Below are 22,040 nucleotides of genomic sequence, written 5' to 3' on the forward strand. Positions count from 1 at the left end.
GAGCTCGTCCGCGCCCGTGGCGACGCCGGCCGCCCCGGCGGCAACCCCGCTCGTGCCGTCGGCGAGCCGTCCCGTGCCGTCGGCGAGGGTGGCGGCGCCGGTGGCGAGCCGCTCGCTGCCGGTGTGGGCGGCGACGGTGCCATCCGTGGCCTTCGCCGCGCCGTCGGCCGCCGCGGTCAGGCTGGTGCGGATGTCGGAGAGCCCGAACAGGAAGCGGCCGGCGGCCTGCTCGTTGACCTTCTCCACGATGGCCGCGCGCAGCGCCTTGGCGGCCTGGCTGCCGATGGTCGAGGAGAGGAAGCTGTTCGCGTCATTGGTGGTGAGCGTGACGTCGGCCTGCCGCGGGGAATCGCCGGAGGGAGAGGCGAGGGCAGCGGAGAAGTCGGCGGGGAGGGTGACGGCGAAGTCGTAGGTCGAGTCGGTCACGCCGGCCTGCGCCGTCGCCGCGGACACCCGATGCCACGCGAACGCGCGATCGTCGATGAGCTGGTCGGCGACCTCGTCTCCGTAGTTGCGTTCGGCGCCGTCGACCGTACCGCCCGTGTCGGCCACGACGAGGGCGACCGGCACGCGATCGAGGCCCGAGTATGGGTCGTGGTTGGCCCAGAGGTAGAGGCCGCCGTAGAGCACCGGTACGAGCATGAGGGCCGCGAGGGCGATGCGGGACATCGTCGTGGCGGTCAGCCGCGCGAGTTCGGCGCGGATCATCGAGAAGACCTTCATTCGGCAGCTCCTTCGTGCCCGGCGACGGCGTGCCCGGCGACGGCGTGTGCCGAGGCCTCGCCGGCGATCGCGAGCACGGCGTAGCCCCGTTCGGCCAGGTCGCCGGCGGCCTGCCACCAGTCGAGCGGATCGCCGCCGTGCCGGTCGGGCGAGGTGATCACGAGGCCGTCCACCCCGCCACGCATGACCGCCAGCTCGGTCAGCAGGCGGATACGCGCGAGCGGAGCCAGGTCGGCCATGTCCGAGCGGTCCCGGTCGGCCAGGCCCAGGTCGGCGAACACCCGGGAGACCGCCCGGGGATGGCCGAGGCGTCCGGCGAACATGAGTTCCTCGGCGACGACCTCGGCCACGGTGACATCCGCCGCCGGGTCCGAGACGCCGAGCGCGTCGACCAGGGCGATGCGGCGGCGCATGCCGGAGTAGTCGGCGTGGCCGTCGAGCAGCACGCTGCCCGTGTCCGGCCGCATCCGTCCGGAGGCGATCAGCCCGAGCACGGTGGGCCGGCGCTCGGTTTCGGCGCGCGCGAGCGTGACGGTGCCGCTGCCGAATTCGAGCGTCGTGGGCGGGAGGGCCGAGTGCCGTGGGCCTTTCGTGACCGCCGTGAGGGTGATGAGCATGCTGCCTTCGTTCGTCGATGTGGGGCTCCCGTGGCCGGGGTGTCCCGGCGGGTGCGCCATGGCAGCGAGGGCCGAGATCCAATATACTGACTAGTCAGTACAAAAACAACCGCACACCAACAAGGGGCGACATGGCGCGAACAACCGGAACCAAGCGGGCCATCCTGGATGCCGCACTGCAGCTGGCCGCCGAGCGCGGCATCAGCGGCACCACGATGGACGACGTCGCCGAGCGCGCCGGGGTGGCCAAGGGCAGCCTGTACTACAACTTCTCCTCCAAGGACCAGCTCTTCGAGGGGCTCATGCTCGAGGGCATGAGCGCGCTGACCGAAGCCCTGCGCGAGGCGCGGGCGGGCGCCCAGGGCGAGGCGGCGATCGAGGCGCTCGTCACGACCCTGCTGGGCCGGATCAAGGCCAATACCCCCCTGGCCAGGGTCATCGCGGGGGACATCTTCCGCACGGACCGGCCCTGGCAGGAAACCTCCTTCGCGTTCCGGCATGAGGCGCTCGCCGAGTTCGCGGCGGCGATCGACGGGGCCGGCCGGGAACGATCCGTGCCCGCGGGGCAGGACCCCGGGGCATCCGTCACCTGGTCGACCCAGCTGATGGCGGCCAGCGTGTTCGGGGCCACCCTGATGGCCGGCCTCGAATGGCTCGTCTCCGACCCGGACCGGCCCCAGGCCGATGTGGTCGACGCCGTCCTCGCCACGTTCGGCCGGTCCCGCGAACCCGCAGTTGTGCAGGCTAAAACCCCCCGATAACGCGCACGACTGCCGATTCGCGGAGGTGACGGAGGGGGTCTTGGTAGCATGGGGTGTGACCGGCGCCAATCTGCTCGACCAGCCCGAGACCCTCCTTCCCCCGGAACCCGAGGTGATCGCGGCGCTCAGTCGAACCGGCGGCCGCGGAATCCCCGACGTCGTCGCTGCGCATCCGACCTCGTCCCTGGCCTGGGCCACGCTGGCCGATGCCGCCCATGCGGAGGGCCGCACGCTCGAGTCCTACGCCTATGCGCGGGTCGGCTATCACCGCGGCCTCGACTCGCTGCGCAAGGCCGGATGGCGCGGCCAGGGCCCGATCCCGTGGTCGCACGAACCCAACCGCGGCGTGCTGCGCGCGCTCTTCGCCCTGCGCCGGGCCGCCGCCGAGATCGGCGAGACCGACGAGGTGGAGCGGCTCACGACCTTCCTGAACGGCGCGGACCCGAGCGTCATCAACAGGTTCGAGCACGAGCACACCGAGACCCAGATCATCCGGGTGGTCGCGCCCGCCGCCGGCCGGCATTCGTCGCCCGGCAGCGCGCCTGCCACCCCGCCCGGCACCGACCCGGCCCCGCCCACCGAAGCCTTCGTCATCCGAGGAGACAACTAATGCCAGCGATCGTTCTGATCGGAGCCCAGTGGGGCGACGAGGGTAAGGGCAAGGCGACCGACCTGCTCGGAAGCCGCGTCGACTACGTCGTCAAGTTCAACGGCGGAAACAACGCCGGGCACACCGTCGTCGTCGGCGACGAGAAGTACGCCCTGCACCTGCTGCCCTCCGGCATCCTCTCGCCGGGCGTCACGCCGGTCATCGCCAACGGCGTGGTCGTCGACATCGAGGTGCTCTTCGAGGAGCTCGACGCGCTCAGCTCCCGCGGGGTGGACGTCTCCCGGCTCAAGGTGAGCGCCAACGCGCACGTCATCACCCAGTACCACCGCACCCTGGACAAGGTGACCGAGCGCTTCCTCGGCAAGCGCCAGATCGGCACGACCGGCCGCGGCATCGGGCCGACCTACGCCGACAAGATCAACCGGGTCGGCATCCGCGTGCAGGACCTGTTCGACGTGAACATCCTGCGCCAAAAGGTCGAGGGCGCCCTCGCCCAGAAGAACCATATGCTCGTCAAGGTCTACAACCGCCGGGCGATCACCGTCGACGAGGTCGTCGACGACCTGCTCGGCTACGCGGAGCGCCTGCGGCCGATGGTCGAAGACACCGCGCTGCTGCTGCACCAGGCGCTCGACGCCGGCAAGACCGTGCTGTTCGAGGGCGGCCAGGCCACGATGCTGGATGTCGACCACGGCACCTATCCGTTCGTCACCTCGTCCAATGCCACGTCCGGAGGCGCGGTGACCGGTTCCGGCGTCGCCCCCAACCGGATCGACCGCGTCATCGGCGTCGTCAAGGCGTACACGACCCGCGTCGGCGCGGGCCCGTTCCCGACCGAGTTGTTCGACGACTCGGGCGAGTTCCTCCGCGCCAACGGCTTCGAGTTCGGCACCACCACGGGCCGTCCGCGGCGCTGTGGCTGGTACGACGCCCCGATCGCCCGGTACACGGCGCGGATCAACGGTGTCACCGACTTCGTCCTCACCAAGCTCGACGTGCTCACCGGCCTTGCGACCATCCCGGTCTGCGTCGCCTACGAGGTCGACGGCGTGCGTTTCGACGAGGTGCCGGTGTCGCAGTCGGACTTCCACCACGCGAAGCCCGTCTACGAGGACTTCCCCGGCTGGACCGAGGACATCACCGGCGTGCGCTCGTTCGACGACCTGCCCAAGAACGCCCGGGACTACGTGCTCGCGCTCGAGGCGATGAGCGGCTCCCGGATCTCGGCGATCGGCGTCGGCCCCGACCGCGAGGCCATCGTCGTGCGCCACGACCTGATCGGCTGACCCCCGCCTTTTCTCCCCGCGAAACCGCAGTTGTGCGCGTCATTCGTCGCGAATAAGGCGCACAACTGCGGTTTCGCGGGGGTGAGGAACGGCCAGGGATCGGCGGATTCCGGACATCGCGGCCGGAACCCGATTCGGGGGTCCGCGGGGCGCGGTAGTGTCGGCTGGTGAACGATACAGCGGCAGCAGGCAAGACCCTCGTCACCCTTCAATTCCTGGGGATGGGTGTGGTCTGGGGTGCCAGTTTCCTGTTCATGAAGATCGCCCTCGACGGCGTGAGCTTCGGGCAGATCGCCTGGTCCAGGCTCGTGCTCGGCGGGCTCACGCTCGGCCTGATCGTGCTGGTCACCCGCCCCCGCATCGCGGGCGGGCCCGTGCTGCCGCGTGAGCGTGTCGTCTGGCTGCACTTCATCGTGATCGCGATCAGCGGATGCGTCGTCCCGCACCTCCTCTTCGCCTGGGCGGAGCAGTACGTGTCGTCGAGCCTGGCGAGCATCTACAACGCGGTGACGCCGATCATGACGGCGGTGATGGCCACGCTCGCCTTCCGGGTGGAGCGCCTCGGCCGCGGCCAGGCGGTCGGCGTGCTCGTCGGCATCCTCGGCGTGCTCGTGATCATCGCGCCCTGGCGTTACGCGGCCCTGACCGGCGACCTCTGGGGCCAGCTGGCCTGCCTCGGCGCGGCCGTCTGCTACGGCTTCACCTTCAGCTACACCCGCAAGCACCTCAGCGGCCGGCCGATCGCGGGGGCCACCTTCGCCTTCCTCAACATCGGCATCGGCGGCGTCATCATGCTGCTGCTCACCCCGGTGCTCGCCTGGCAACCCGTGTCGCTGAGCTGGCCGATCGTGCTCAGCCTGCTCACCCTCGGCGCCCTCGGCACCGGCCTGGCCTACATCTGGAACATCAACGTCCTGCGAGCCTGGGGGCCCACGAACGCGTCGACCGTCACCTACGTGACGCCCGTCGTCGGCGTCGTGCTCGGCGTCCTCGTCCTGGCCGAAACCTTCTCCTGGCACGAACCGGTCGGTGCCCTGCTCGTGCTGGTCGGCATCCTGCTCACCCAGAAGCGGATCCGGCTGAGCCCGCGCCGCCGGGGCGCCGTCCCGCAGCCCGCGACGCCCGCCGAGCCGGCTCCCGCCGTTCGAGGGTGAGGGTGGGGCCGGGGCCTGCCGCGAGTGCATTATCGTCGAAGTATGGCCGCACACGAAGATCTGCCCGCACCCGCCGGGGAGGATGCCCACGACGAGCTGCTCAGCCTCCGTCAGAGCATCGACAACATTGACGCCGCGCTGATCCACCTGCTGGCCGAGCGGTTCAAGTGCACGCAGCAGGTGGGGCGGCTGAAGGCCAGGCACGGGCTGCCCGCGGCCGACCCGGCCCGCGAACTGCTGCAGATCCAGCGTCTCCGCGGACTCGCCGAGGACGCCCGGCTCGACCCGGCCTTCGCCGAGAAGTTCCTCAACTTCATCATCGCCGAGGTCATCCACCACCACGTGCAGATCGCCGGGCAGGACTCCTCCGCCGGCGGTTCGGCAGCCTCGACCCCCGCTCCGTGAGCTGGGACCCCCGGGCGCTCCCCTCGCAGGCCGGGAAGACGTTCGTCGTCACCGGCGCCAACGCCGGCCTCGGCTACTTCACCAGCGAGCAGCTCGCCGCCGCCGGGGCTCAGGTCGTCCTCGCCTGCCGCAACCCTGACCGGGCGGATGCCGCGCTCGCTGCCCTCCGCGCGCGCGTGCCGGGCGCATCCGTCTCGACCATCACCCTCGACGTCGCGGACCTGGACTCGGTGCGCACGGCGTCGGAGTCGCTGCTGCAATTCCCCCGCATCGACGGCCTCATCCTCAACGCCGGGATCGTGCACCCGCCGCGCGACCGGCAGGTGAGCCCCGACGGCAACGAACTCGTCTTCGCCACCAACTACCTCGGCCACTTCGCCCTCACCGCGCGGGTGCTGCCGGCCCTGCTGCGCACGCCCGGCAGCCGGGTGGTCGCGCTCGGGTCGATGATCACGCGCCTGATGGACTCGGCGCTGGATGACCTGCAGCTCGAGACCGGTTACGACCTCTGGAAGGCGTACGCGCAGTCCAAGATCGCGACGCAGGTGTTCGGCTTCGAGCTCGACCGGCGGCTGCGTGAGTCCGGCCTCGGCGGCCCGGCCGGGGTCCAGTCCCTGGTCGCGCACCCCGGCTACTCCATTTCGGGCCTGACCCCCGGCATCCCGGGCGTCAACGAGCCGGCTCGCGACAAGCGCGCCATCGACGGCCTGCAGCTCCTGCTCGGCGCCCAGGGCAAGCACCAGGGCGCGTGGCCGATCGTGCGCGCCGCCGTCGACCCGCGGGCCGCCGGAGGCCAGTACTACGGCCCGCGCTGGCTCATCCGCGGCCGCCCGGCCCGGCAGGCGCCCACCCGCACCTCCCGCGACCTCGCGATCGCGGCCCGGCTCTGGTCGCGCTCCGAGGCCTTCCTCGGCGCCCCCTTCCGCGCCTGACCCGTCCAGCCGAGCTCCCACCCCCACCCCAGCTCGCCGAACTGTGAGTTCGGCACCTTCGTGCGGCCCGGGAAGGTGCCAAACTCACGGTTCGGCGAGCGGGGTTGGCCTCGGTAGGGTGAGAGGATGCGCGCCGACAAACGTCCCATGGGAACACCCGCCGAGCCGACGTTCACGCGCTCCGCTCTCGCACCCGGCCTGCTCGGCGCGATAGCGCTGCTCGGCGGGCTCGCGCTGCTGGACGTCGACGGCTTCATCGTCATCCGCTACATCGTCAGCATCCTCGCGCTGATCCTCTGCGTCTTCGTGATCCAGGCGAAGGCCTGGTGGTGGCTGCTCGGGCTCGTGCCGATCGCCGTGCTCTGGAACCCGATCGTCGTGATCGAGCTGCACGGCCAGGGCTGGGTGTCCGCCCAGTTCATCGCCGCGATCGTGTTCATCGTCTGCGGAGTGGTCACCAGGGTGCCCGTCCACAAGGACTGAGTCTCTACCTGACTCGCGGGGGCTCAGTTGCGGAGAAAGTACCTTCGTTGTGAAGCGGAAGGTACTTTGTCCGCAACTGACCGCGAAAAACGGGGTGTGCGGGCAGCGCGCGTTAGGCGAACCGGGACGGCAGCGTGCCGCGGTGGCGGCTCTGCAGTTCGGCCAGCGGCACGGTGAAGTGGTCCTGGATCTCCAGGACCGGCGCCGAGGCATCCGTCACGCCGATGCGCAGCACCGGGTAGTTGCGCCCCTCGCACAGGCCGAGGAACTTCACGTCGTCTTCGCGGGGCACGCTCACGATCACGCGTCCGGTCGACTCCGAGAACAGGGCGACGGATGCGTCGATGCCGTCGCGCTCGCAGATGTCGCCGAGCCAGACCCGGGCGCCGACCCCGAACCGGAGCACTGCCTCGGCGAGGGTCTGGGCGAGCCCGCCCGCGCCGAGGTCGTGGGCGCTGTCGACGAGTCCCTGCTGGCTGGCGGCGTGCAGCAGCCCGGCCAGGGCTGCCTCGCGGCCGAGGTCGACCTCCGGCGGGAGCCCGCCCAGGTGGTCATGGATGACGCCGGCCCAAGCGGACCCGTCCAGCTCCTCGCGGGTGATGCCGAGCAGGTAGATGTTGTGTCCGTCGTCCTGCCAGCCGCTCGGCACGCGGCGGGCGACGTCGTCGATCACGCCGAGCACGGCGACGACGGGGGTCGGGTGGATCGGCTGGTCGCCGGTCTGGTTGTAGAACGAGACGTTGCCGCCGGTGACGGGGATCTCGAGCTCGAGGCATCCGTCGGCGAGGCCCTCGACGGCCCGCTTGAACTGCCACATGACCTCGGGGTTCTCCGGGGAGCCGAAGTTGAGGCAGTCGCTGATGCCGGCCGGCACCGCGCCGGTGACGGCCACGTTGCGGTACGCCTCGGCGAGGGCCAGCTGCGCGCCGCGGTACGGGTCGAGCTGGCAGTAGCGGCCGTTGGCGTCGGTCGCGATGACGAAGCCGAGCCCGGACTCCTCGTCGATGCGGATCATGCCGCCGTCGTCGGGGAAGGAGAGGGCGGTGTTGCCCATCACGTAGCGGTCGTACTGGTCGGTGATCCAGCTCGGGTCGGCCAGGTTCGGCGAGCCGAGCAGGGCGAGGAACTGGGCCTCGAGCGAGGCGGCGTCGGTCGGGCGAGGCAGGGCGGAGGCCGTGTCGGCCTGGAGCGCGTCGATCCAGCTCGGATAGGCGACGGGGCGCTCGTACACCGGGCCGTCGACGGCGACGGTGCGCGGGTCGACGTTGACGATCTCTTCGCCGTGCCAGTCGATGATCAGCCGGCCGGAGTCGGTGACCTCGCCGAGCACGCTGGTTTCGACATCCCACTTCGCCGTGACGGCGAGGAAGCCGGCGAGCTTGTCGGGCGTGACGATGGCCATCATCCGTTCCTGGCTCTCGCTCATCAGGATCTCTTCGGCCGTGAGGGTCGGGTCGCGCAGCAGCACCTTGTCGAGTTCGACGTACATGCCGCCGTCGCCGTTGGACGCCAGCTCGCTGGTCGCGCAGGAAATGCCCGCGGCGCCCAGGTCCTGGATGCCCTCGACCAGCTTGTCGCGGTACAGCTCGAGGCAGCACTCGATGAGCACCTTCTCGGCGAACGGGTCGCCGACCTGCACGGCGGGGCGCTTGGTCGGCCCGCCTTCGCTGAACGTGTCGGAGGCGAGGATGGATGCTCCGCCGATGCCGTCGCCGCCGGTGCGGGCACCGAAGAGCACGACCTTGTTGCCAGCGCCGGTGGCGTTGGCCAGGTGCAGGTCCTCGTGCCGGAGCACGCCGACGGAGAGCGCGTTGACGAGCGGGTTGCCCTGGTAGACCTTGTCGAACCAGGTCTCGCCGCCGATGTTGGGCAGGCCGAGGCAGTTGCCGTAGAAGGAAATGCCGGAGACGACGCCGTGCACGACGCGGGCGGTGTCCGGGTCGTCGATGTCGCCGAAGCGGAGGGCGTCCATCACGGCGACCGGGCGGGCGCCCATCGAGATGATGTCGCGCACGATGCCGCCGACGCCGGTCGCGGCACCCTGGAACGGCTCGATGTAGGAGGGGTGGTTGTGCGATTCGATCTTGAAGGTGACCGCCCAGCCCTCGCCGACATCCAGCACACCGGCGTTCTCGCCCATGCCGACCATGAGGTTCTTCTTCATGGCCGGGGTGACCTTCTCGCCGAACTGGCGCAGGTAGATCTTGGAGCTCTTGTACGAGCAGTGCTCGCTCCACATGACCGAGTACATGGCGAGTTCGCCGCTCGTCGGGCGGCGGCCGAGGATCTCGCGGATCTCCTGGTACTCGCCGGGAGTCAGGCCCAGCGCGTCGAACGGCTGTTCCTTCCCCGGAGTGGCGATGGCGTTCGAAACGGTGTCAGCGACGCCGCGGGAGTGTGTGGTGGAAACAGCGGTCACGAGTGGCGTTCTCCCAGGGATAACGGATGTTTGACCCGCCAAGTCTACCTGCCCGGCCTCCGGGTCACTTCGGTTGCCGCGGCCGCCGCCTCCGCGTGCCGCACACGCAGGTCTTTGCGCAGGATCTTGCCGGAGGCGGACTTCGGAATGACGTCGATGAACTCGACCACGCGCACCTTCTTGTGTGGCGCGACCCGTTCGGCCACGAACGCGATCACGTGGTCCCCGTGCACCAGGGCCTCGGCGACCAGGACGACGAAGGCCTTGGGGATTTCCTGCCCGTCGGCATCCAGGACCCCGATCACGGCGGCATCGCTGATGTGCGGGTGGGTGAGCAGCAGGGCCTCGAGTTCGGCCGGGGCGATCTGGTAGCCCTTGTACTTGATCAGCTCCTTGCTGCGGTCGACGATGGTGACCTCGCCGCCCGCGCCGACCGTGGCGATGTCCCCGGTGTGCAGGAAACCCTCCGCATCGATCGTGTCGCGGGTGGCCTCGTCGTTGTTCAGGTAGCCGAGCATGACGTTCGGCCCGCGCACGAGGAGTTCGCCCGGCTCGCTCACGCCGTCGGCGGGCACGGGGATCTCCTCGCCCGTCTCGGTGGAGACGAGCCGGCACGCCATGTTGGGCAGCGTCACCCCCACCGAGGCGCGGGAGAGCTGCGGCGCGTCGATCGGGATCAGGTGCGACACCGGGCTGGCCTCGGTCATCCCGTAGCCCTGCAGCACCCGGCAGCCGAGGCGGGTCGACACCGCGTCGGCCAGCTCGCCGCTCAGCGGGGCGGCGCCGGACAGGATCGTGTGCACGCTCGACAGGTCGTACGACTCGACGAGCGGATGCTTCGCGATGGCCACCGCGATCGGCGGCGCAATGAACACGTAGCTGCAGCGCTGGTCCTGGATGATCCGCAGGAACTCGGCGAAATCAAACTTCGCCATGGTCACCAGCGCGGCGCGCTGCTTGAACGCCAGGTTGAGCAGCACCGTCATGCCGTAGATGTGGAAGAACGGCAGCAGCGCGAGCACCCGGTCGTCCGGGACGACGCCGATCAGGTCGCGCGCCTGCTGCACATTGGCCACGAGATTGCGGTGGCTGAGCCGCACGCCCTTCGGCCGGCCCGTCGTGCCGGAGGAATACGGGAGCACGGCAACGTGGCTGGCCGGGTCGAACGAGACGCGCGGGGCATCCGCTCCCTGGGCCAGCAAGTCGGCGAGCGAGGGATGCCCCGCCGCGCCGTCGAGCACGATCAGCCGCTCGTCGTCGATTCCGGCGGCCTGCGCCGCCGAACGGGCCCCGCCGAGCAGCGGTGACACCGTCAGGAGCAGCTCCGCCCCGGAGTCCTCGAGCTGGCGCTGGATCTCCTCCGGCGTGTACAGCGAGTTGATGGTGGTGACGCTTCCCCCGGCGCGGAGGATGCCGTGGAAGACGCTCGCGAAGGCCGGAATGTTCGGGCAGAGCAGTCCGACGACCGTGCCGGGCGCGACTCCGCGGGCCGCGAGGGCACCGGCGATCCGGTTGATCTGTCCGATCAGGGTGCGGTAGCTGGTGGCGGCTCCGGTTGCCCCGTCGACGATGGCGACACGATCGAGGTCGGTGTCTTCGATGTCCCCGAAGAGATAATCGAAGATGCTCAGGTCGGGGATGTCGACGTCGGGATACGGGCTCGTGAACACGAATGGTCTCCTTTGACACGGCGCTCGGATTGAGCGTCCGGACAGGCTACCTCCCCGCCAGGTGCGCCTCCTGTGTGGGCGTCGTTATGCCCTGCCGCCGGGAGGGCCGATGATCAGCAGCGTCGCCATGATCGTCACGAGGCCGACCACGAAGAGAGCGCCGAGCAGCACCGGACGGTTGAGCATCCAGCGCAGGAGCACGCTCAGCCGGGTCTGGTCGCGGGGGTCGTCGGTCACGCTGCGGCGCCAGTCGCCCCCCAGCCTGCCGCGGCGTTCGAGCAGGCGGTCGAAGGGAATCGTCGCGTACGGGATGACCGCGGTGACGAGCGCGGCGACGATGAGCCGCGCGCTCCAGCGCTGGTTGACGCCCACGAGCACGGCGGTCATGCCGTAGGCGATGAACACCAGGCCGTGCAGGGTGCCGCCGACGCGCAGCGCCAGGTCGCCCGTGTTGCCGGGCAGGAGCACGTACTTGAGCAGCATCCCGGTGAGCAGGAGGGTCCAGGTCACCGCCTCGGCGATGGCGATGGTGCGGTAGAACAGGCGCGGAGACACGGGGGCATCACTCCAGATGGGGCTCGAAGGGGGAGCTTCGATCTTCGCAGGAGTGCCGCGGCGGGCGCATCCGTCGAAAGGTGGAGCGTCGGGCTCGCGCCCGCCGTCCGCGTCCGCGACCGCGACCGCGACCGCGACCGCGGCTGCGGCTGCGGTCTGCCACGATTGACGGATGACCTACGCTGCCGCTGACACCAGATACGAGTCCATGCCGTACCGACGAACCGGTCGGAGCGGCCTCCAGCTGCCCGCGATCTCGCTCGGCCTGTGGCAGAACTTCGGCCATGACAAGCCGATCGACACCCAGCGGGCGATCCTGCGCCGCGCCTTCGACCTCGGGATCACGCACTTCGACCTGGCCAACAACTACGGCCCGCCGTACGGCAGCGCCGAGACGAACTTCGGCCGGATCTTCCGTGAGGACTTCACCGCCCACCGCGACGAGATGCTCGTCTCGACCAAGGCCGGCTACGACATGTGGCCGGGGCCGTACGGCAACTTCGGCTCACGCAAGTACCTGCTCTCCAGCCTCGACCAGTCGCTCGACCGGATGGGCCTGGACTACGTCGACATCTTCTACTCGCACCGCGCCGACCCCGACACCCCGTTGGAGGAGACCATGGGGGCCCTGCACACCGCGGTCACCAGCGGCCGGGCGCTCTACGCCGGCATCTCCTCCTACTCGCCGGAGCGCACCAGGCAGGCGGCCGCGATCCTGGCCGAGCTGGGCACTCCGCTGCTCATCCACCAGCCGTCGTATTCGATGTTCAACCGGTGGATCGAAGGCGGGCTGCTCGACACCCTCGCCGACCTGGGCGCCGGCTGCATCGCGTTCTCGCCGCTCGCGCAGGGGCTGCTGACCGACCGCTACCTGACCGGGGTGCCGCAGGGCTCCCGCGCGGCGTCGGCGGGTTCGATGAGCACAAGCATGATCAACGAGGAGACGCTCGGCCACATCCGCGCGCTCACCGAGATTGCGGCGGGCCGCGGGCAGTCGCTTGCGCAGCTGGCGCTGGCCTGGGCGCTGCGGGGCGGGGTCACGTCCGCGCTGGTCGGCGCGTCATCCGTGGCGCAGCTGGAGACGAACGTCGCGGCCCTCGCGAACCTCGCCTTCGACGCCGACGAGCTCGCCGCGATCGACGAACACGCCGTCGACCTGGACATCAACCTCTGGGCGGAGTCGAGCGCCGTCGTCTAGCGCGCGCGACCTTGCTTGCGCCGAGAGTCGCCGTTTCTGCCGAGAGTCGCCGGAGGAACGGCGACTCTCGGCGCAATCGGCGACAGTCGATGTCGCGGGGCCGTACGGACGCGATGGTGCGATGGCGCCGGGACCGACGGACTAGCGGGAGACCAGCGCCCGCTCGATCACCGAAGCGAAGAACGTGAGCCCGTCGACGCCGGAGCGCATCGCGTCGGAGGTGTCCGGGCCGAAGCCGGCCTCGACCGCGTGCTCGGGGTGTGGCATCAGGCCCACGACGTTGCCGCGGCTGTTCGAGACGCCGGCGATGTCGTTCAGCGAACCGTTCGGGTTGACCTCGAGGTAGCGCGCGACGACGCGGCCTTCACCCTCGAGGCGGGCGATCGTCTCGGCGGAGGCGGTGAAGCCGCCCTCACCGTTCTTCAGCGGGATGGTGATCTCCTGGCCGGCCGAGAATCCGCTGGTCCAGTCGGTCGCGTTGTTCTCGATGCGCAGCTTCTGGTCGCGGCAGATGAACCGGCCGTGGTCGTTGCGGATCAGCCCGCCCTCGAGCAGGTGCGCCTCGGCGAGCATCTGGAAGCCGTTGCAGATGCCGAGCACCGGCATCCCCTTGTTCGCGGCGTCGATGACCTCGGCCATGATCGGCGAGAGGCTCGCGATCGCGCCGGCGCGCAGGTAGTCGCCGTAGCTGAACCCGCCGGGCAGCACGAGCGCGTCAACGCCGTGCAGGTCGTGCTCGCCGTGCCAGAGGGCGACCGGCTCGGCGCCCGCGAGGCGGACCGCGCGCTGCGCGTCCCGGTCGTCGAGCGAGCCCGGGAAGGTGACGACGCCGATGCGCATCAGTGTGTCTCTCCGGCGGGTGCCTCCAGCACGTGGATGCCGACGACGTCTTCGATCACCGAGTTGGAGAGCACGGTGTCGGCGAGTTCCTGCACCTCGGCGAGCACGGCGTCATCCACGTGCCCGTCGACGGTGATCTCGAACCGCTTGCCGACGCGCACGCCGGAGAAACGGGTCTTGCCGAGCCGACCGAGGGCGCCGGCGACGGCTTTTCCCTGGGGGTCAAGCAGCTCGGCCTTGGGCATGACTTCTACGACGATTGTTGGCATGGGGGCTCACTCCGGAGGCGTCGGGGGGCGGATTCCCCAATTCTACAGGCCCACCCCCGGCCGGCAGGCCCGCCCTCGGTCCGCCCGGCCCCGCGGCCGGGTCACACTTCCGCGGTGAGCCCGCTCTGGCCCAGCAGGATGCCCCGCAGAACGTCCCGGATCGCCGCGACGCCCTCGTAGGTTTCGACGAAGCTCGTGCTCAGCGGCGACAGGCCGATCCGCAGGCCGTCGGGCGCGCGGAAGTCGGGGATGACGTCGTGCTCCCACAGCGTCTTCGTGACCTGGCGCATGGCCGGGTGGTTCACCGTGAGGTGCCCGCCGCGGTGGGTGTGCTCGCGCGGCGACGCCACGGTCACGCCCATCGGCGCCAGCCAGGCGTCGACGAGGGTCAGGGCGAATTCGGTCAGGGCCACGGATTTCGCGCGTAGCTGCTCCATCCCGGCCTCCTCGATCATCGCGATCGTGTCCTGCATCGCGAGCATCCCGACGACGGCCGGCGTGCCGCTCATGAAACGGCGGATGCCGGTGGCCGGCACGTACCCCGGGCCCATCGTGAAGACATCCTTCGTGCCCATCCACCCCTGGATCGGCTGGGTGAGAACGTCCTGCAGGTCGCTGCGCACGTAGCCGAACGCGGGGGAGCCCGGCCCGCCGTTCAGGTACTTGTAGGAGCAGCCGACGGCGAGGTCCACGTCGCAGAGGTCCAGCTCGACCGGGACCGAGCCGACGGAGTGGCTGAGGTCCCAGAGCACGAGCGCGCCCTCGGCATGGGCGATCTGGGTGATCGTGCGCATGTCGGCCAGGAAACCGGAGCGGTAGGCGACATGGCTGAGCAGCACGAGCGAGGTCTGCGGGCCCACGGCCCGGCGCACCTGCTCGACGGTGACGCCACCGGACGGGTCGGGCCGCAGCCAGCGGAGGGTGAGCCCGCGTTCGGCGGCGATGCCCTCGAGCACGTAACGGTCGGTGGGGAAGTTGTCGCTGTCGAGCACGATCTCGGTGCGTCCCGGGCGCGAGTCCACGGCGGCCCGGGCGAGCTTGTAGAGCAGCACGGTGGTGGAATCGCCGACGAAGACCTGCCCGGGAGCGGCGCCGAGCGCGGCGTGGCCGAGGTCGTCGCCGATCTTCAGCGGCAGTTCCATCCACTCCTCGTCCCAGCCGCGGATCAGGCGGGTGGCCCAGGCGCCGGTCAGGAACTCGGTGATCCGCTCCACACTGGCCAGGGTCGGCCGGCCGAGCGAGTTGCCGTCGAGGTAGGCGACGGGGTTTGGCTGCGGCCCGTCCGGATCGTAGCCCGACTCGGTGCCGACGAACCTGGCCCGGTAGTGCGCGAGCCCGTCGATGCGGTCCATCCGCCGGGCGAACGCGATGTGGGCGTCCAGGCCGCCGCCGACGACGGGGGTGGTGCTGGGAGTCATACGTATTCCTCGAGCTCGGAGCGGCTGAGCGCGCGTGCGGTGCACACCCATTCGGCGAACCCGGCCGGATCGGACGGGCGCTCGCCGGGTACAACGCTAACGGTGCCGTGCCCGTTCGCGCTCGCGGAGCCGGCGGCCGGGAACGCGGACGTGAGGGCGCCGAGCACCTCGTCCGGCGACATCCCGATGCGAAGCAGCGCGTCGATCTCCCGGCGGTTGAGCCCCACCGGCAGGGGCCCGTTTCCGAGGTCGGTGCCGTAGAGCACTCGACCGCCGTGCGCGTGGAAGCGGCGCAGGTTGTCGGAGGCGCGGGCGAAGTCGTCGGTGGGCTCGCCCCAGCCGTGGATGTCGAGGGTGCTGATCCAGGTCATCTGCCCGGCCATAGCGTCGACGAGTTCGTCCACCAGGCGTTCGCTGAACGGGGTGTGCGCGAGCACATCGACGCCGGCGATGAAGGCGCGCACGGCCTGGCCGACGCCCTCCGCGTGCGCCACGACCGGGACGGAGCGCTCGTGCGCCCGGGCGATGATCGCCGCGAGCACGTCGGCCGCGAGCACCGGGCCGGCGGCCGAGTTGAGGGTTACCTTGATCACGGATGCGCCGCCCGCGAGCTGGCGGTCGACGGCCGCTGCGGCCTCCGTCGGCGTCGCCACCTCGCAGACGCTGCCGGCCGGAGCCCACGACTGGGCGCCGGGGTAGCCTCCCGGAGCGGCGAGGAACTGGCCCGCGTGGGCGACCGCGAGCACCGGCGAGCCGGTCCCGCTATACGCGGCGGGTTCCGGCGTCCAGCCGCCGAGGTCGACGACCCGGGCGATCCCGCCGGCGGCGAGGGCCGTGGGATCGATCAGCGCCAGGTGCACATGGGCGTCCAGGAAGCCGGGCAGGACCGTGCCGCTCACGTGCCGACCTCCGTGCGCACGGCGAAGAGCTCCGGGAAGAAGGTCAGTTCCAGCGCCTTCTGCAGGAACGCCGCGCCGCTCGATCCGCCGGTTCCGGACTTCATGCCGATGATGCGCTGCACGGTCTTGAGGTGGCGGAAGCGCCAGAGCTGGAAGTTGTCCTCGAGGTCGACGAGTTCCTCGCACGCCTCGTAGGCTGCCCAGTGCTCCGTCGCGTTCTCGTAGATCCGGCGGAAGACCTGCACGAGTTCCGGGTGCAGCACCCAGGCCTCGGAGACGTCGCGCTCGAGCACGGCGGACGGGATGTCGTGGCCGGCGCGGTGCAGGTAGCGGAGGAACTCGTCGTAGATGCTCGGGGCGTCCAGCATCTCGGTGAGCAGGGCGTGCGCATCCGGGTCGCTGTCGAAGACGCTGAGCATGCGGCGGTTCTTGTTGCCGAGCGCGAACTCGACCGCGCGGTACTGGTACGACTGGAAGCCGGAGGAGTTGCCGAGGAACCCGCGGAACTGGGCGTATTCGGTCGGGGTGAGCGTGGCCAGCACCGACCACTGCTCGGTCAGCGTGCGCTGGATGTGCTTGACCCGGGCGATCGCCTTGAGGGCGGGCGCGAGCTGGTCGGTGCGCAGGAACTCGATCGCCGCGCGGAGTTCGTGCAGCACGAGCTTCAGCCACAGCTCGGTCGTCTGGTGCTGGATGATGAAGAGCAGCTCGTAGTGGTGCTCTGGCGTGCTGACCGGCTTCTGCGCACTGAGCAGGGTGTCGAGGGCGAGGTAGGAGCCGTAGCTCATCCGGTCCCGGAAATCGGTCACGATCTCCGGGTCGAACTCGCGGGTATTGTGCTCAACCGGCATGGGGTCGTCCATTTCCGAACCGGGCGAGCTTGTGGCCACGATGCCAGGTTCCATTGTCTGAATTCTCAGTGTTACGAGCTTGCCATGCTTCAGCGCCGGCGAGACGCCCGGGCGGAGGATTCACTCCGTGGATTGTGCCCGGTGGTCCTAGACTCGAGGCCATGACTTCTTCCTCACGCGGCCCGCAGGAGGGGACCCTGCCGAGGCGCCGCGACGCCAGGCAAAACCGGGACCGCCTGATAACCGAGGCGCGGGCGATGATCGCCCAGAACGGCGTCGACGCCTCCCTCGAGGAGATCGCCCGTCGCTCCGACGTCGGCGTGGCCACGCTGTACCGCAACTTCCCGACCAGGGACGACCTCGTACGCGCCCTCTACGACATCGCCCTCGCCCAGCTGGAGACCGTCCGCGAGGAAATCGCCGCCGCGCCGAGCGCGTGGGACGGCGTGGTCGTCTACGCGGAGCGGGTCGCCGAGTGGCTGGTCGCCGACCCCTCGCTGCCGCACATCCTCAAGCGGATGGCCGCGGTCGACCCGTCCGCGCAGCCCGCCGCCGAATTCGGCAAGTTCATCGCGTCGCTCGTCGCCCAGGCCAAGCGCGACGGGCAACTTCGGGCCGACGTCGAGACCGTGGACCTGGCCCTGCTCGTGACGCTGGTCGGCTCGCTCGGCTCGCTCGGCGACGGCTACGCGGGCCAGTGGCGCCGCCAGCTCGGGATCGTGCTGGACGGCCTGCGCGAACCGGGCCGTGACCGCCCGAAGCTGCCGGGGAGGCCGCTCAGCCCGAGCGAATTCCAGGCGACCGTGCACGGCCTGTCGCGCCGGGCCAGGCGCGTCGGGGCGCGTCGATCCGGTTCGGCGAAAGAGACCGGCGCCTGATGAAGCCGCCCACCGTCTACGACGTGGCCGCGCATGCGGGCGTGTCGATTGCGACGGTCTCCCGGGTGCTTCGTCGTCCCGATGATGTACGCGCATCCACCCGCGCGCATGTCCTGGCCGCGGTCCGGGAGCTCGGTTACGTCCCGAGCGCGAGTGCGCGAAGCCTGGCCGCCCGGCGCACCGGCGTGCTCGGCCTGTACTTCCCCGGGTTCGACGCCATGGAGGAGCTCGACGACGCCGAGTTCAACCAGTCCGAGCCGGTCAACGTCATCGTCGATATGCCCGATTCGGGCGAGGTGCGCCCGCCCAACCTGTACTTCGACGAGGTGCTGCGCGGGAGCGAACTCGAGGCCTGGCGCCGCGGCTTCGCGCTGCTCGTCGGCGTCGGCCGCGGCTCGAATCCCGAGGAAATGGTCAGCGACATCGCCGGTCGCGTCGACGGGATGGCGGTTTTGGCGCGGAGCGTGCCCGATGAGCTGCTCGTGCACATCTCCCGGCGGATCCCGGTGGTGCTCGTCGCCGGCCCCCGGCGCGGCGACAACTTCGACCACGTCAGCGTCAGCAACGTCGAAGGCATGCGCGCCCTGACCGAGCACCTGGTCGACCGGCACGGCGTGCGGGCCCCGGTCTTCATCGCCGGCCCGGCCGACTCCCCGGATGACGCGGAACGGTACGAGGGATTCGTCCAGGCCCTGGCCTCCCGGGACATCGACGCTGCCGCGCTCCCGCTGCTGCGCGGGGACTTCTCCCGGCTCCAGGCGCGCTCCATCGCCGAGGACCTGGTGGCCGGCGGCGGCGCACTGCCGCGAGCCGTGGTCTGCTCCAACGACCAGATGGCCCTCGGCGTGCTCGACGTGTTGCGCCGGCGCGGCATCCGGGTGCCGGAGGATGTCATCGTCACCGGTTTCGACGGGATCGAGGCGGGCCGGCAGTCGACGCCGCGGCTGACCACCGTGCACCAGCCGATGGTCGACCTCGGCCGGGCCGCCGTCCGGGCGATGCTCAGCCGGCTGGACAACCGCGAGCAGCCGCCCATCTCGCTGCGGCTGCCCGTGCAGGTGCTGCTCAGGGAAAGCTCCGAAGGGTCCGCCTGAGCCGCGCAGGCGCCGTCGCGTTGAGTTGCGGAAAAAGTACCCTCATCCGCGCAACGAAGGTACTTTCTCCGCGAGTCAGCCCGGGGGCGCGGGAGGAATGTCTTGACCGCATGGAATGTATGCGCTTACACTCGTCCTTACGCTTTCCTGTTCCGGGCTGCACCGCCGGCCGCAGAAGCCACAGTCAACGACGACACGAAGGAAGTTCACCTGCAATGAAGCATCTGAGAGGGCGTATCACCCGGACGGCCCTGGCCGTTGTCGGGGTGACTGCAGTGCTGGCCACCAGCGCCTGCAGCATCGACGTCAAGAACAAGGCCGACGATTCCGCCAAGTCCGACGGGTCCATGCTCGTCGCCGCGGACAACGGCTCACCCACGTTCGAGAAGAACTTCAACCCGTTCTCGCCGAGCAAGCGCGTGGCCACCACCTACATGTACGAGCCGCTCGAGGTCATCAACACCCTCGACGGCAAGGCGACACCGTTCCTGGCCACCGGGAACACCCTGCCCGACGCGAAGACCGTCGTGTACGACATCCGCACCGGCGTGAAATGGTCTGACGGCACCCCGTTCACCCCCGCCGACGTGGCCTTCACCTTCAACCTGATCAAGGCGACCCCCGCCCTCGACGTGCAGGGCGCCTGGCAGCACATCGAGAGCCTCGAGGTGAAGGACGACACCGTCGTCTTCCACCTCAAGGCGGAGGATGTCCCGGCCGCGGCCATCATCGACCAGCAGCTGATCGTCCCGGAGCACATCTGGAAGGACGTGAAGGACCCGCTGACGTTCACGAACGAGGAGCCCGTCGCGACCGGCCCCTACGTGCTCGACAGCTTCAAGCCCAACGAGTACACGCTGAAGAAGAACAAGGACTACTGGCAGGCCGACAAGGTCGCCGTCGAGAAGCTCGTGCTGCCCGCGGCCAACAGCCAGCTCGACGTCGTCAAGAACGGCTACGACTGGGCCTACGCGTTCATGACGGATGTCGAGGGCACCTGGGTCAGCGCCGACAAGCAGCACAACAGCTACTGGTTCCCCCCGGGAGGCACGATCGCCCTGCTCCCGAACCTCACCAAGGCTCCCTTCAACGACGTCAACTTCCGCGAGGGACTGAGCTTCGCGCTCGACCGGGACAAGATCGCCAAGGATGCCGAGCAGGGTTACGTGGAAGCAGCCGGCCAGTCCGGTCTGCTCCTGCCCAACCAGGAGGCCTGGTTGAACGAGGACCTGCCGAACGGCGGGGCCATCGGCCAGGACCCCGAGAAGGCCCTCGCGGCCTTCAAGAAGGCCGGGTACACCCAGAAGGGCGACAAGCTCGTCGACAAGGCCGGCAAACAGCTCACGATCACGATCACGACCGCCAACGGCTACACCGACTGGCTCCAGGGACTGCAGACGGTCCAGTCGCAGCTGAAGAAGCTCGGGATCGACGTCAAACTCAGCCAGCCGCAGCCGGCCGCGTACTACAAGGCCCTCAACAACGGTGATTTCGACATCGCGATCACCGGCTTCGGCGGCACCGGGAGCGTCTTCGAGGACTTCAACCGCCTGCTGAACAGCGAGTTCGCGACCCCCGTCGGCACCTCGACGACCGCGAACTTCCAGCGATTCAAGGACCCGAAGGTCGACGTGCTGCTCGCGGACCTCAAGGCCGCCACCGGCGAGGAAGAGCAGAAGCAGATCGCCGCCGAGCTGCAGACCGCCGTGTACGAACAGCTCCCGGTGATCAGCATGTTCTACGGCGGACTCTGGGGCCTCTACAGCGACAAGAACTTCACCGGCTGGCCCAGCGCCGACGACGCCTACGCGCCGCCGAACACCTGGAACTCGACGCCGCTGCTGATCCTGACGCACCTGAAGAAGGCCGAGTAGCACCTCACCGGCCCGATCGCGGGCGGGGCAGCAGCCCTGTCCCGCCCGCGCTCTCGCATCCCCCGATTCACCCGGCCTCACCGCCAGGCTCCAGAACGAAAGGAGATCCCCGTGCGCTTTGTGCTCAACAAGGTCGGGCTGCTCGCGCTCACGCTGTGGGCGGCGATCACGCTCAACTTCCTGCTCCCCAGGCTCATGCCGGGATCGCCGGCCGACGCCGCCCTCGCGAAGCTCGCGCAGAACGGCCCGGTCAGCCCCGCCACCAAGGCCGCCGTCGAAGCCCAGCTGGGCGTTCCCACCGGCAGCATGCTGGAGCAGTACCTGCACTACCTGGGCAGCATCGCCCGGTTCGACTTCGGCGTCTCCTACACATTCTTCCCGCAGAGCGTCGCGAGCCTCGTCACCGCCGCCCTGCCGTGGACCATCATCCTGGTCGGGCTCGTCACGATCGTCGCCTTCATCTTCGGCACGCTGCTCGGCGTCCTCGCGGCCTGGAAGCGCGGCACCTGGCTCGACACGCTGCCCACCGTCGGCGGCACCTTCGCCAGCGCCTTCCCCTACTTCTGGACCGCCCTGCTGCTCGTCTTCTTCCTCGGCTACGTCGGCGGCTGGTTCCCGACCTCCGGCGCCTTCAGCCGAGCGGCGACCCCCGAGCTCTCGCTCGCCTTCCTGGGCGACGCGCTCTACCACGCCATCCTGCCGGCCACGACGATCCTGATCACCTCCCTCGGCGGCTGGATCCTCGGGATGCGCAGCACCATGATCAACACGCTCGGTGAGGATTACGTCACCTTTGCGGAGGCGAACGGCCTCCGCCCGCGCACCGTCGCGCTGCGCTACGCGGCCCGGAACGCCATCCTGCCGAACCTCACCTCGTTCGGGCTCGCGCTCGGCGGTGTCGTCGGCGGCTCACTGCTCGTGGAGCGCGTCTTCGCCTACCCGGGCGTCGGCTACCTGCTCTACACCGCGGTGACCAACCAGGACTACCCACTCATGCAGGCGCTGTTCCTGATCATCACGATCAGCGTGCTCCTGGCCAACTTCATTGTCGACATCCTGTACGGCATCCTGGACCCGAGGACACGGCGATGACCACCACGACCC

22 protein-coding genes are annotated in these 22,040 nt (G+C 69.8%); 12 read left to right on the forward strand and 10 right to left on the reverse strand.

Annotation, left to right across the window (positions count from 1 at the left end; translation table 11 throughout):
- On the reverse strand, nt 1–723 hold a 723-nt coding region (locus E3O23_RS05010; RefSeq protein ID WP_194088268.1), incomplete at its 3' end, for a YhgE/Pip domain-containing protein.
- On the reverse strand, nt 720–1,340 hold the full coding sequence (locus E3O23_RS05015; RefSeq protein WP_134488779.1) for a P-loop NTPase family protein: 621 nt from the start codon (nt 1,338–1,340) through the stop codon (nt 720–722). The genes E3O23_RS05015 and E3O23_RS05010, both read right to left, overlap by 4 nt.
- A 131-nt stretch (nt 1,341–1,471) precedes the next feature.
- Here E3O23_RS05015 and E3O23_RS05020 point away from each other — a divergent pair, with 131 nt between their 5' ends.
- The 7 genes from E3O23_RS05020 to E3O23_RS05050 all read left to right on the forward strand — a co-directional run bounded on the left by E3O23_RS05020 (nt 1,472) and on the right by E3O23_RS05050 (nt 6,971).
- Nucleotides 1,472–2,101 carry a TetR/AcrR family transcriptional regulator gene (locus tag E3O23_RS05020; protein WP_134488781.1) on the forward strand — a complete coding sequence of 210 codons (630 nt, stop codon included), beginning with the start codon at nt 1,472–1,474 and terminating at the stop codon, nt 2,099–2,101.
- Between the two features lie 55 nt (nt 2,102–2,156).
- Nucleotides 2,157–2,711, forward strand: coding sequence for a DUF3151 domain-containing protein (locus E3O23_RS18500; protein WP_134488783.1), 555 nt, complete (start codon nt 2,157–2,159; stop codon nt 2,709–2,711).
- Nucleotides 2,711–3,997, forward strand: a complete 1,287-nt coding sequence (locus E3O23_RS05030) for an adenylosuccinate synthase (protein ID WP_134488785.1) — start codon at nt 2,711–2,713, stop codon at nt 3,995–3,997. Before E3O23_RS18500 ends, E3O23_RS05030 begins: the two co-directional genes overlap by 1 nt.
- A gap of 221 nt (nt 3,998–4,218) precedes the next feature.
- Nucleotides 4,219–5,151, forward strand: a complete 933-nt coding sequence (locus tag E3O23_RS05035; RefSeq protein ID WP_134488824.1) for a DMT family transporter — start codon at nt 4,219–4,221, stop codon at nt 5,149–5,151.
- A gap of 42 nt (nt 5,152–5,193) precedes the next feature.
- The gene (locus tag E3O23_RS05040) at nt 5,194–5,556 is read left to right on the forward strand and encodes a chorismate mutase (RefSeq protein WP_134488787.1); all 363 of its coding nucleotides are present in this window, start codon (nt 5,194–5,196) and stop codon (nt 5,554–5,556) included.
- Nucleotides 5,553–6,488, forward strand: a complete 936-nt coding sequence (locus tag E3O23_RS05045) for an SDR family NAD(P)-dependent oxidoreductase (protein WP_134488789.1) — start codon at nt 5,553–5,555, stop codon at nt 6,486–6,488. Before E3O23_RS05040 ends, E3O23_RS05045 begins: the two co-directional genes overlap by 4 nt.
- 126 nt (nt 6,489–6,614) lie before the next feature.
- On the forward strand, nt 6,615–6,971 hold the full coding sequence (locus tag E3O23_RS05050; protein WP_241983327.1) for a DUF6804 family protein: 357 nt from the start codon (nt 6,615–6,617) through the stop codon (nt 6,969–6,971).
- Nucleotides 6,972–7,083: 112 nt separating this feature from the next.
- Here E3O23_RS05050 and purL read toward each other — a convergent pair whose 3' ends face one another.
- The 3 genes from purL to E3O23_RS05065 all read right to left on the reverse strand — a co-directional run bounded on the left by purL (nt 7,084) and on the right by E3O23_RS05065 (nt 11,615).
- Nucleotides 7,084–9,390: a phosphoribosylformylglycinamidine synthase subunit PurL gene (gene purL, locus E3O23_RS05055; RefSeq protein ID WP_134488790.1), complete on the reverse strand. Its 2,307-nt coding sequence runs from the start codon at nt 9,388–9,390 to the stop codon at nt 7,084–7,086.
- Between the two features lie 44 nt (nt 9,391–9,434).
- Nucleotides 9,435–11,060 carry an AMP-binding protein gene (locus E3O23_RS05060; RefSeq protein ID WP_134488792.1) on the reverse strand — a complete coding sequence of 542 codons (1,626 nt, stop codon included), beginning with the start codon at nt 11,058–11,060 and terminating at the stop codon, nt 9,435–9,437.
- Between the two features lie 84 nt (nt 11,061–11,144).
- Complete coding sequence (locus E3O23_RS05065; protein WP_134488794.1) at nt 11,145–11,615, reverse strand: DUF3817 domain-containing protein; 471 nt, start codon at nt 11,613–11,615, stop codon at nt 11,145–11,147.
- A gap of 172 nt (nt 11,616–11,787) precedes the next feature.
- Between E3O23_RS05065 and mgrA the strand changes: the two genes are divergently transcribed.
- Entirely contained in the window at nt 11,788–12,813 is a 1,026-nt protein-coding gene (mgrA, locus tag E3O23_RS05070) for an L-glyceraldehyde 3-phosphate reductase (RefSeq protein ID WP_134488796.1), read from the forward strand.
- Between the two features lie 141 nt (nt 12,814–12,954).
- Here the strand turns inward: mgrA and purQ are convergent, their stop codons facing one another.
- From purQ to kynA, 5 genes are all read right to left on the reverse strand, one after another.
- On the reverse strand, nt 12,955–13,653 hold the full coding sequence (purQ, locus tag E3O23_RS05075) for a phosphoribosylformylglycinamidine synthase subunit PurQ (RefSeq protein ID WP_134488798.1): 699 nt from the start codon (nt 13,651–13,653) through the stop codon (nt 12,955–12,957).
- The gene (purS, locus tag E3O23_RS05080) at nt 13,653–13,922 is read right to left on the reverse strand and encodes a phosphoribosylformylglycinamidine synthase subunit PurS (RefSeq protein WP_134488800.1); all 270 of its coding nucleotides are present in this window, start codon (nt 13,920–13,922) and stop codon (nt 13,653–13,655) included. The genes purQ and purS overlap by 1 nt, the downstream gene beginning before the upstream one ends.
- Before the next feature lie 101 nt (nt 13,923–14,023).
- Complete coding sequence (locus E3O23_RS05085) at nt 14,024–15,340, reverse strand: kynureninase (protein WP_134488802.1); 1,317 nt, start codon at nt 15,338–15,340, stop codon at nt 14,024–14,026.
- A complete protein-coding gene (locus tag E3O23_RS05090; RefSeq protein ID WP_134488804.1) occupies nt 15,337–16,239 on the reverse strand; it encodes an amidohydrolase family protein in 903 nt (300 codons plus the stop codon). The genes E3O23_RS05085 and E3O23_RS05090 overlap by 4 nt, the downstream gene beginning before the upstream one ends.
- The gene (gene kynA / locus E3O23_RS05095; protein WP_134488828.1) at nt 16,236–17,090 is read right to left on the reverse strand and encodes a tryptophan 2,3-dioxygenase; all 855 of its coding nucleotides are present in this window, start codon (nt 17,088–17,090) and stop codon (nt 16,236–16,238) included. Before kynA ends, E3O23_RS05090 begins: the two co-directional genes overlap by 4 nt.
- A 161-nt stretch (nt 17,091–17,251) precedes the next feature.
- Here kynA and E3O23_RS05100 point away from each other — a divergent pair, with 161 nt between their 5' ends.
- The 4 genes from E3O23_RS05100 to E3O23_RS05115 all read left to right on the forward strand — a co-directional run bounded on the left by E3O23_RS05100 (nt 17,252) and on the right by E3O23_RS05115 (nt 22,028).
- Nucleotides 17,252–17,968 (forward strand): TetR/AcrR family transcriptional regulator, encoded by a 717-nt coding sequence (locus E3O23_RS05100; RefSeq protein ID WP_134488806.1) that lies wholly within the window; start codon nt 17,252–17,254, stop codon nt 17,966–17,968.
- Entirely contained in the window at nt 17,968–19,062 is a 1,095-nt protein-coding gene (locus E3O23_RS05105) for a LacI family DNA-binding transcriptional regulator (protein ID WP_134488808.1), read from the forward strand. Before E3O23_RS05100 ends, E3O23_RS05105 begins: the two co-directional genes overlap by 1 nt.
- 215 nt (nt 19,063–19,277) lie before the next feature.
- A complete protein-coding gene (locus tag E3O23_RS05110; protein ID WP_134488810.1) occupies nt 19,278–20,936 on the forward strand; it encodes an ABC transporter substrate-binding protein in 1,659 nt (552 codons plus the stop codon).
- 111 nt (nt 20,937–21,047) lie between these two features.
- On the forward strand, nt 21,048–22,028 hold the full coding sequence (locus E3O23_RS05115; RefSeq protein WP_134488812.1) for an ABC transporter permease: 981 nt from the start codon (nt 21,048–21,050) through the stop codon (nt 22,026–22,028).
- Nucleotides 22,029–22,040 lie beyond the last annotated feature (12 nt).

This window comes from Cryobacterium tagatosivorans (genome assembly GCF_004402215.1).
In the GTDB taxonomy this organism is placed as follows: domain Bacteria; phylum Actinomycetota; class Actinomycetes; order Actinomycetales; family Microbacteriaceae; genus Cryobacterium; species Cryobacterium tagatosivorans.

What these genes read in the sequence shown, in the direction of transcription:
- E3O23_RS05015 (WP_134488779.1), bottom strand. Translation starts at nt 1,340, where the DNA reads ATGCTCATCACCCTCACGGCGGTCACGAAAGGCCCACGGCACTCGGCC.
- E3O23_RS05020 (WP_134488781.1), top strand. Translation starts at nt 1,472, where the DNA reads ATGGCGCGAACAACCGGAACCAAGCGGGCCATCCTGGATGCCGCACTG.
- E3O23_RS05030 (WP_134488785.1), top strand. Translation starts at nt 2,711, where the DNA reads ATGCCAGCGATCGTTCTGATCGGAGCCCAGTGGGGCGACGAGGGTAAG.
- E3O23_RS05035 (WP_134488824.1), top strand. Translation starts at nt 4,219, where the DNA reads ATGGGTGTGGTCTGGGGTGCCAGTTTCCTGTTCATGAAGATCGCCCTC.
- E3O23_RS05040 (WP_134488787.1), top strand. Translation starts at nt 5,194, where the DNA reads ATGGCCGCACACGAAGATCTGCCCGCACCCGCCGGGGAGGATGCCCAC.
- E3O23_RS05050 (WP_241983327.1), top strand. Translation starts at nt 6,615, where the DNA reads ATGCGCGCCGACAAACGTCCCATGGGAACACCCGCCGAGCCGACGTTC.
- mgrA (WP_134488796.1), top strand. Translation starts at nt 11,788, where the DNA reads ATGACCTACGCTGCCGCTGACACCAGATACGAGTCCATGCCGTACCGA.
- purQ (WP_134488798.1), bottom strand. Translation starts at nt 13,653, where the DNA reads ATGCGCATCGGCGTCGTCACCTTCCCGGGCTCGCTCGACGACCGGGAC.
- purS (WP_134488800.1), bottom strand. Translation starts at nt 13,922, where the DNA reads ATGCCAACAATCGTCGTAGAAGTCATGCCCAAGGCCGAGCTGCTTGAC.
- E3O23_RS05085 (WP_134488802.1), bottom strand. Translation starts at nt 15,340, where the DNA reads ATGACTCCCAGCACCACCCCCGTCGTCGGCGGCGGCCTGGACGCCCAC.
- kynA (WP_134488828.1), bottom strand. Translation starts at nt 17,090, where the DNA reads ATGCCGGTTGAGCACAATACCCGCGAGTTCGACCCGGAGATCGTGACC.
- E3O23_RS05100 (WP_134488806.1), top strand. Translation starts at nt 17,252, where the DNA reads ATGACTTCTTCCTCACGCGGCCCGCAGGAGGGGACCCTGCCGAGGCGC.
- E3O23_RS05105 (WP_134488808.1), top strand. Translation starts at nt 17,968, where the DNA reads ATGAAGCCGCCCACCGTCTACGACGTGGCCGCGCATGCGGGCGTGTCG.
- E3O23_RS05110 (WP_134488810.1), top strand. Translation starts at nt 19,278, where the DNA reads ATGAAGCATCTGAGAGGGCGTATCACCCGGACGGCCCTGGCCGTTGTC.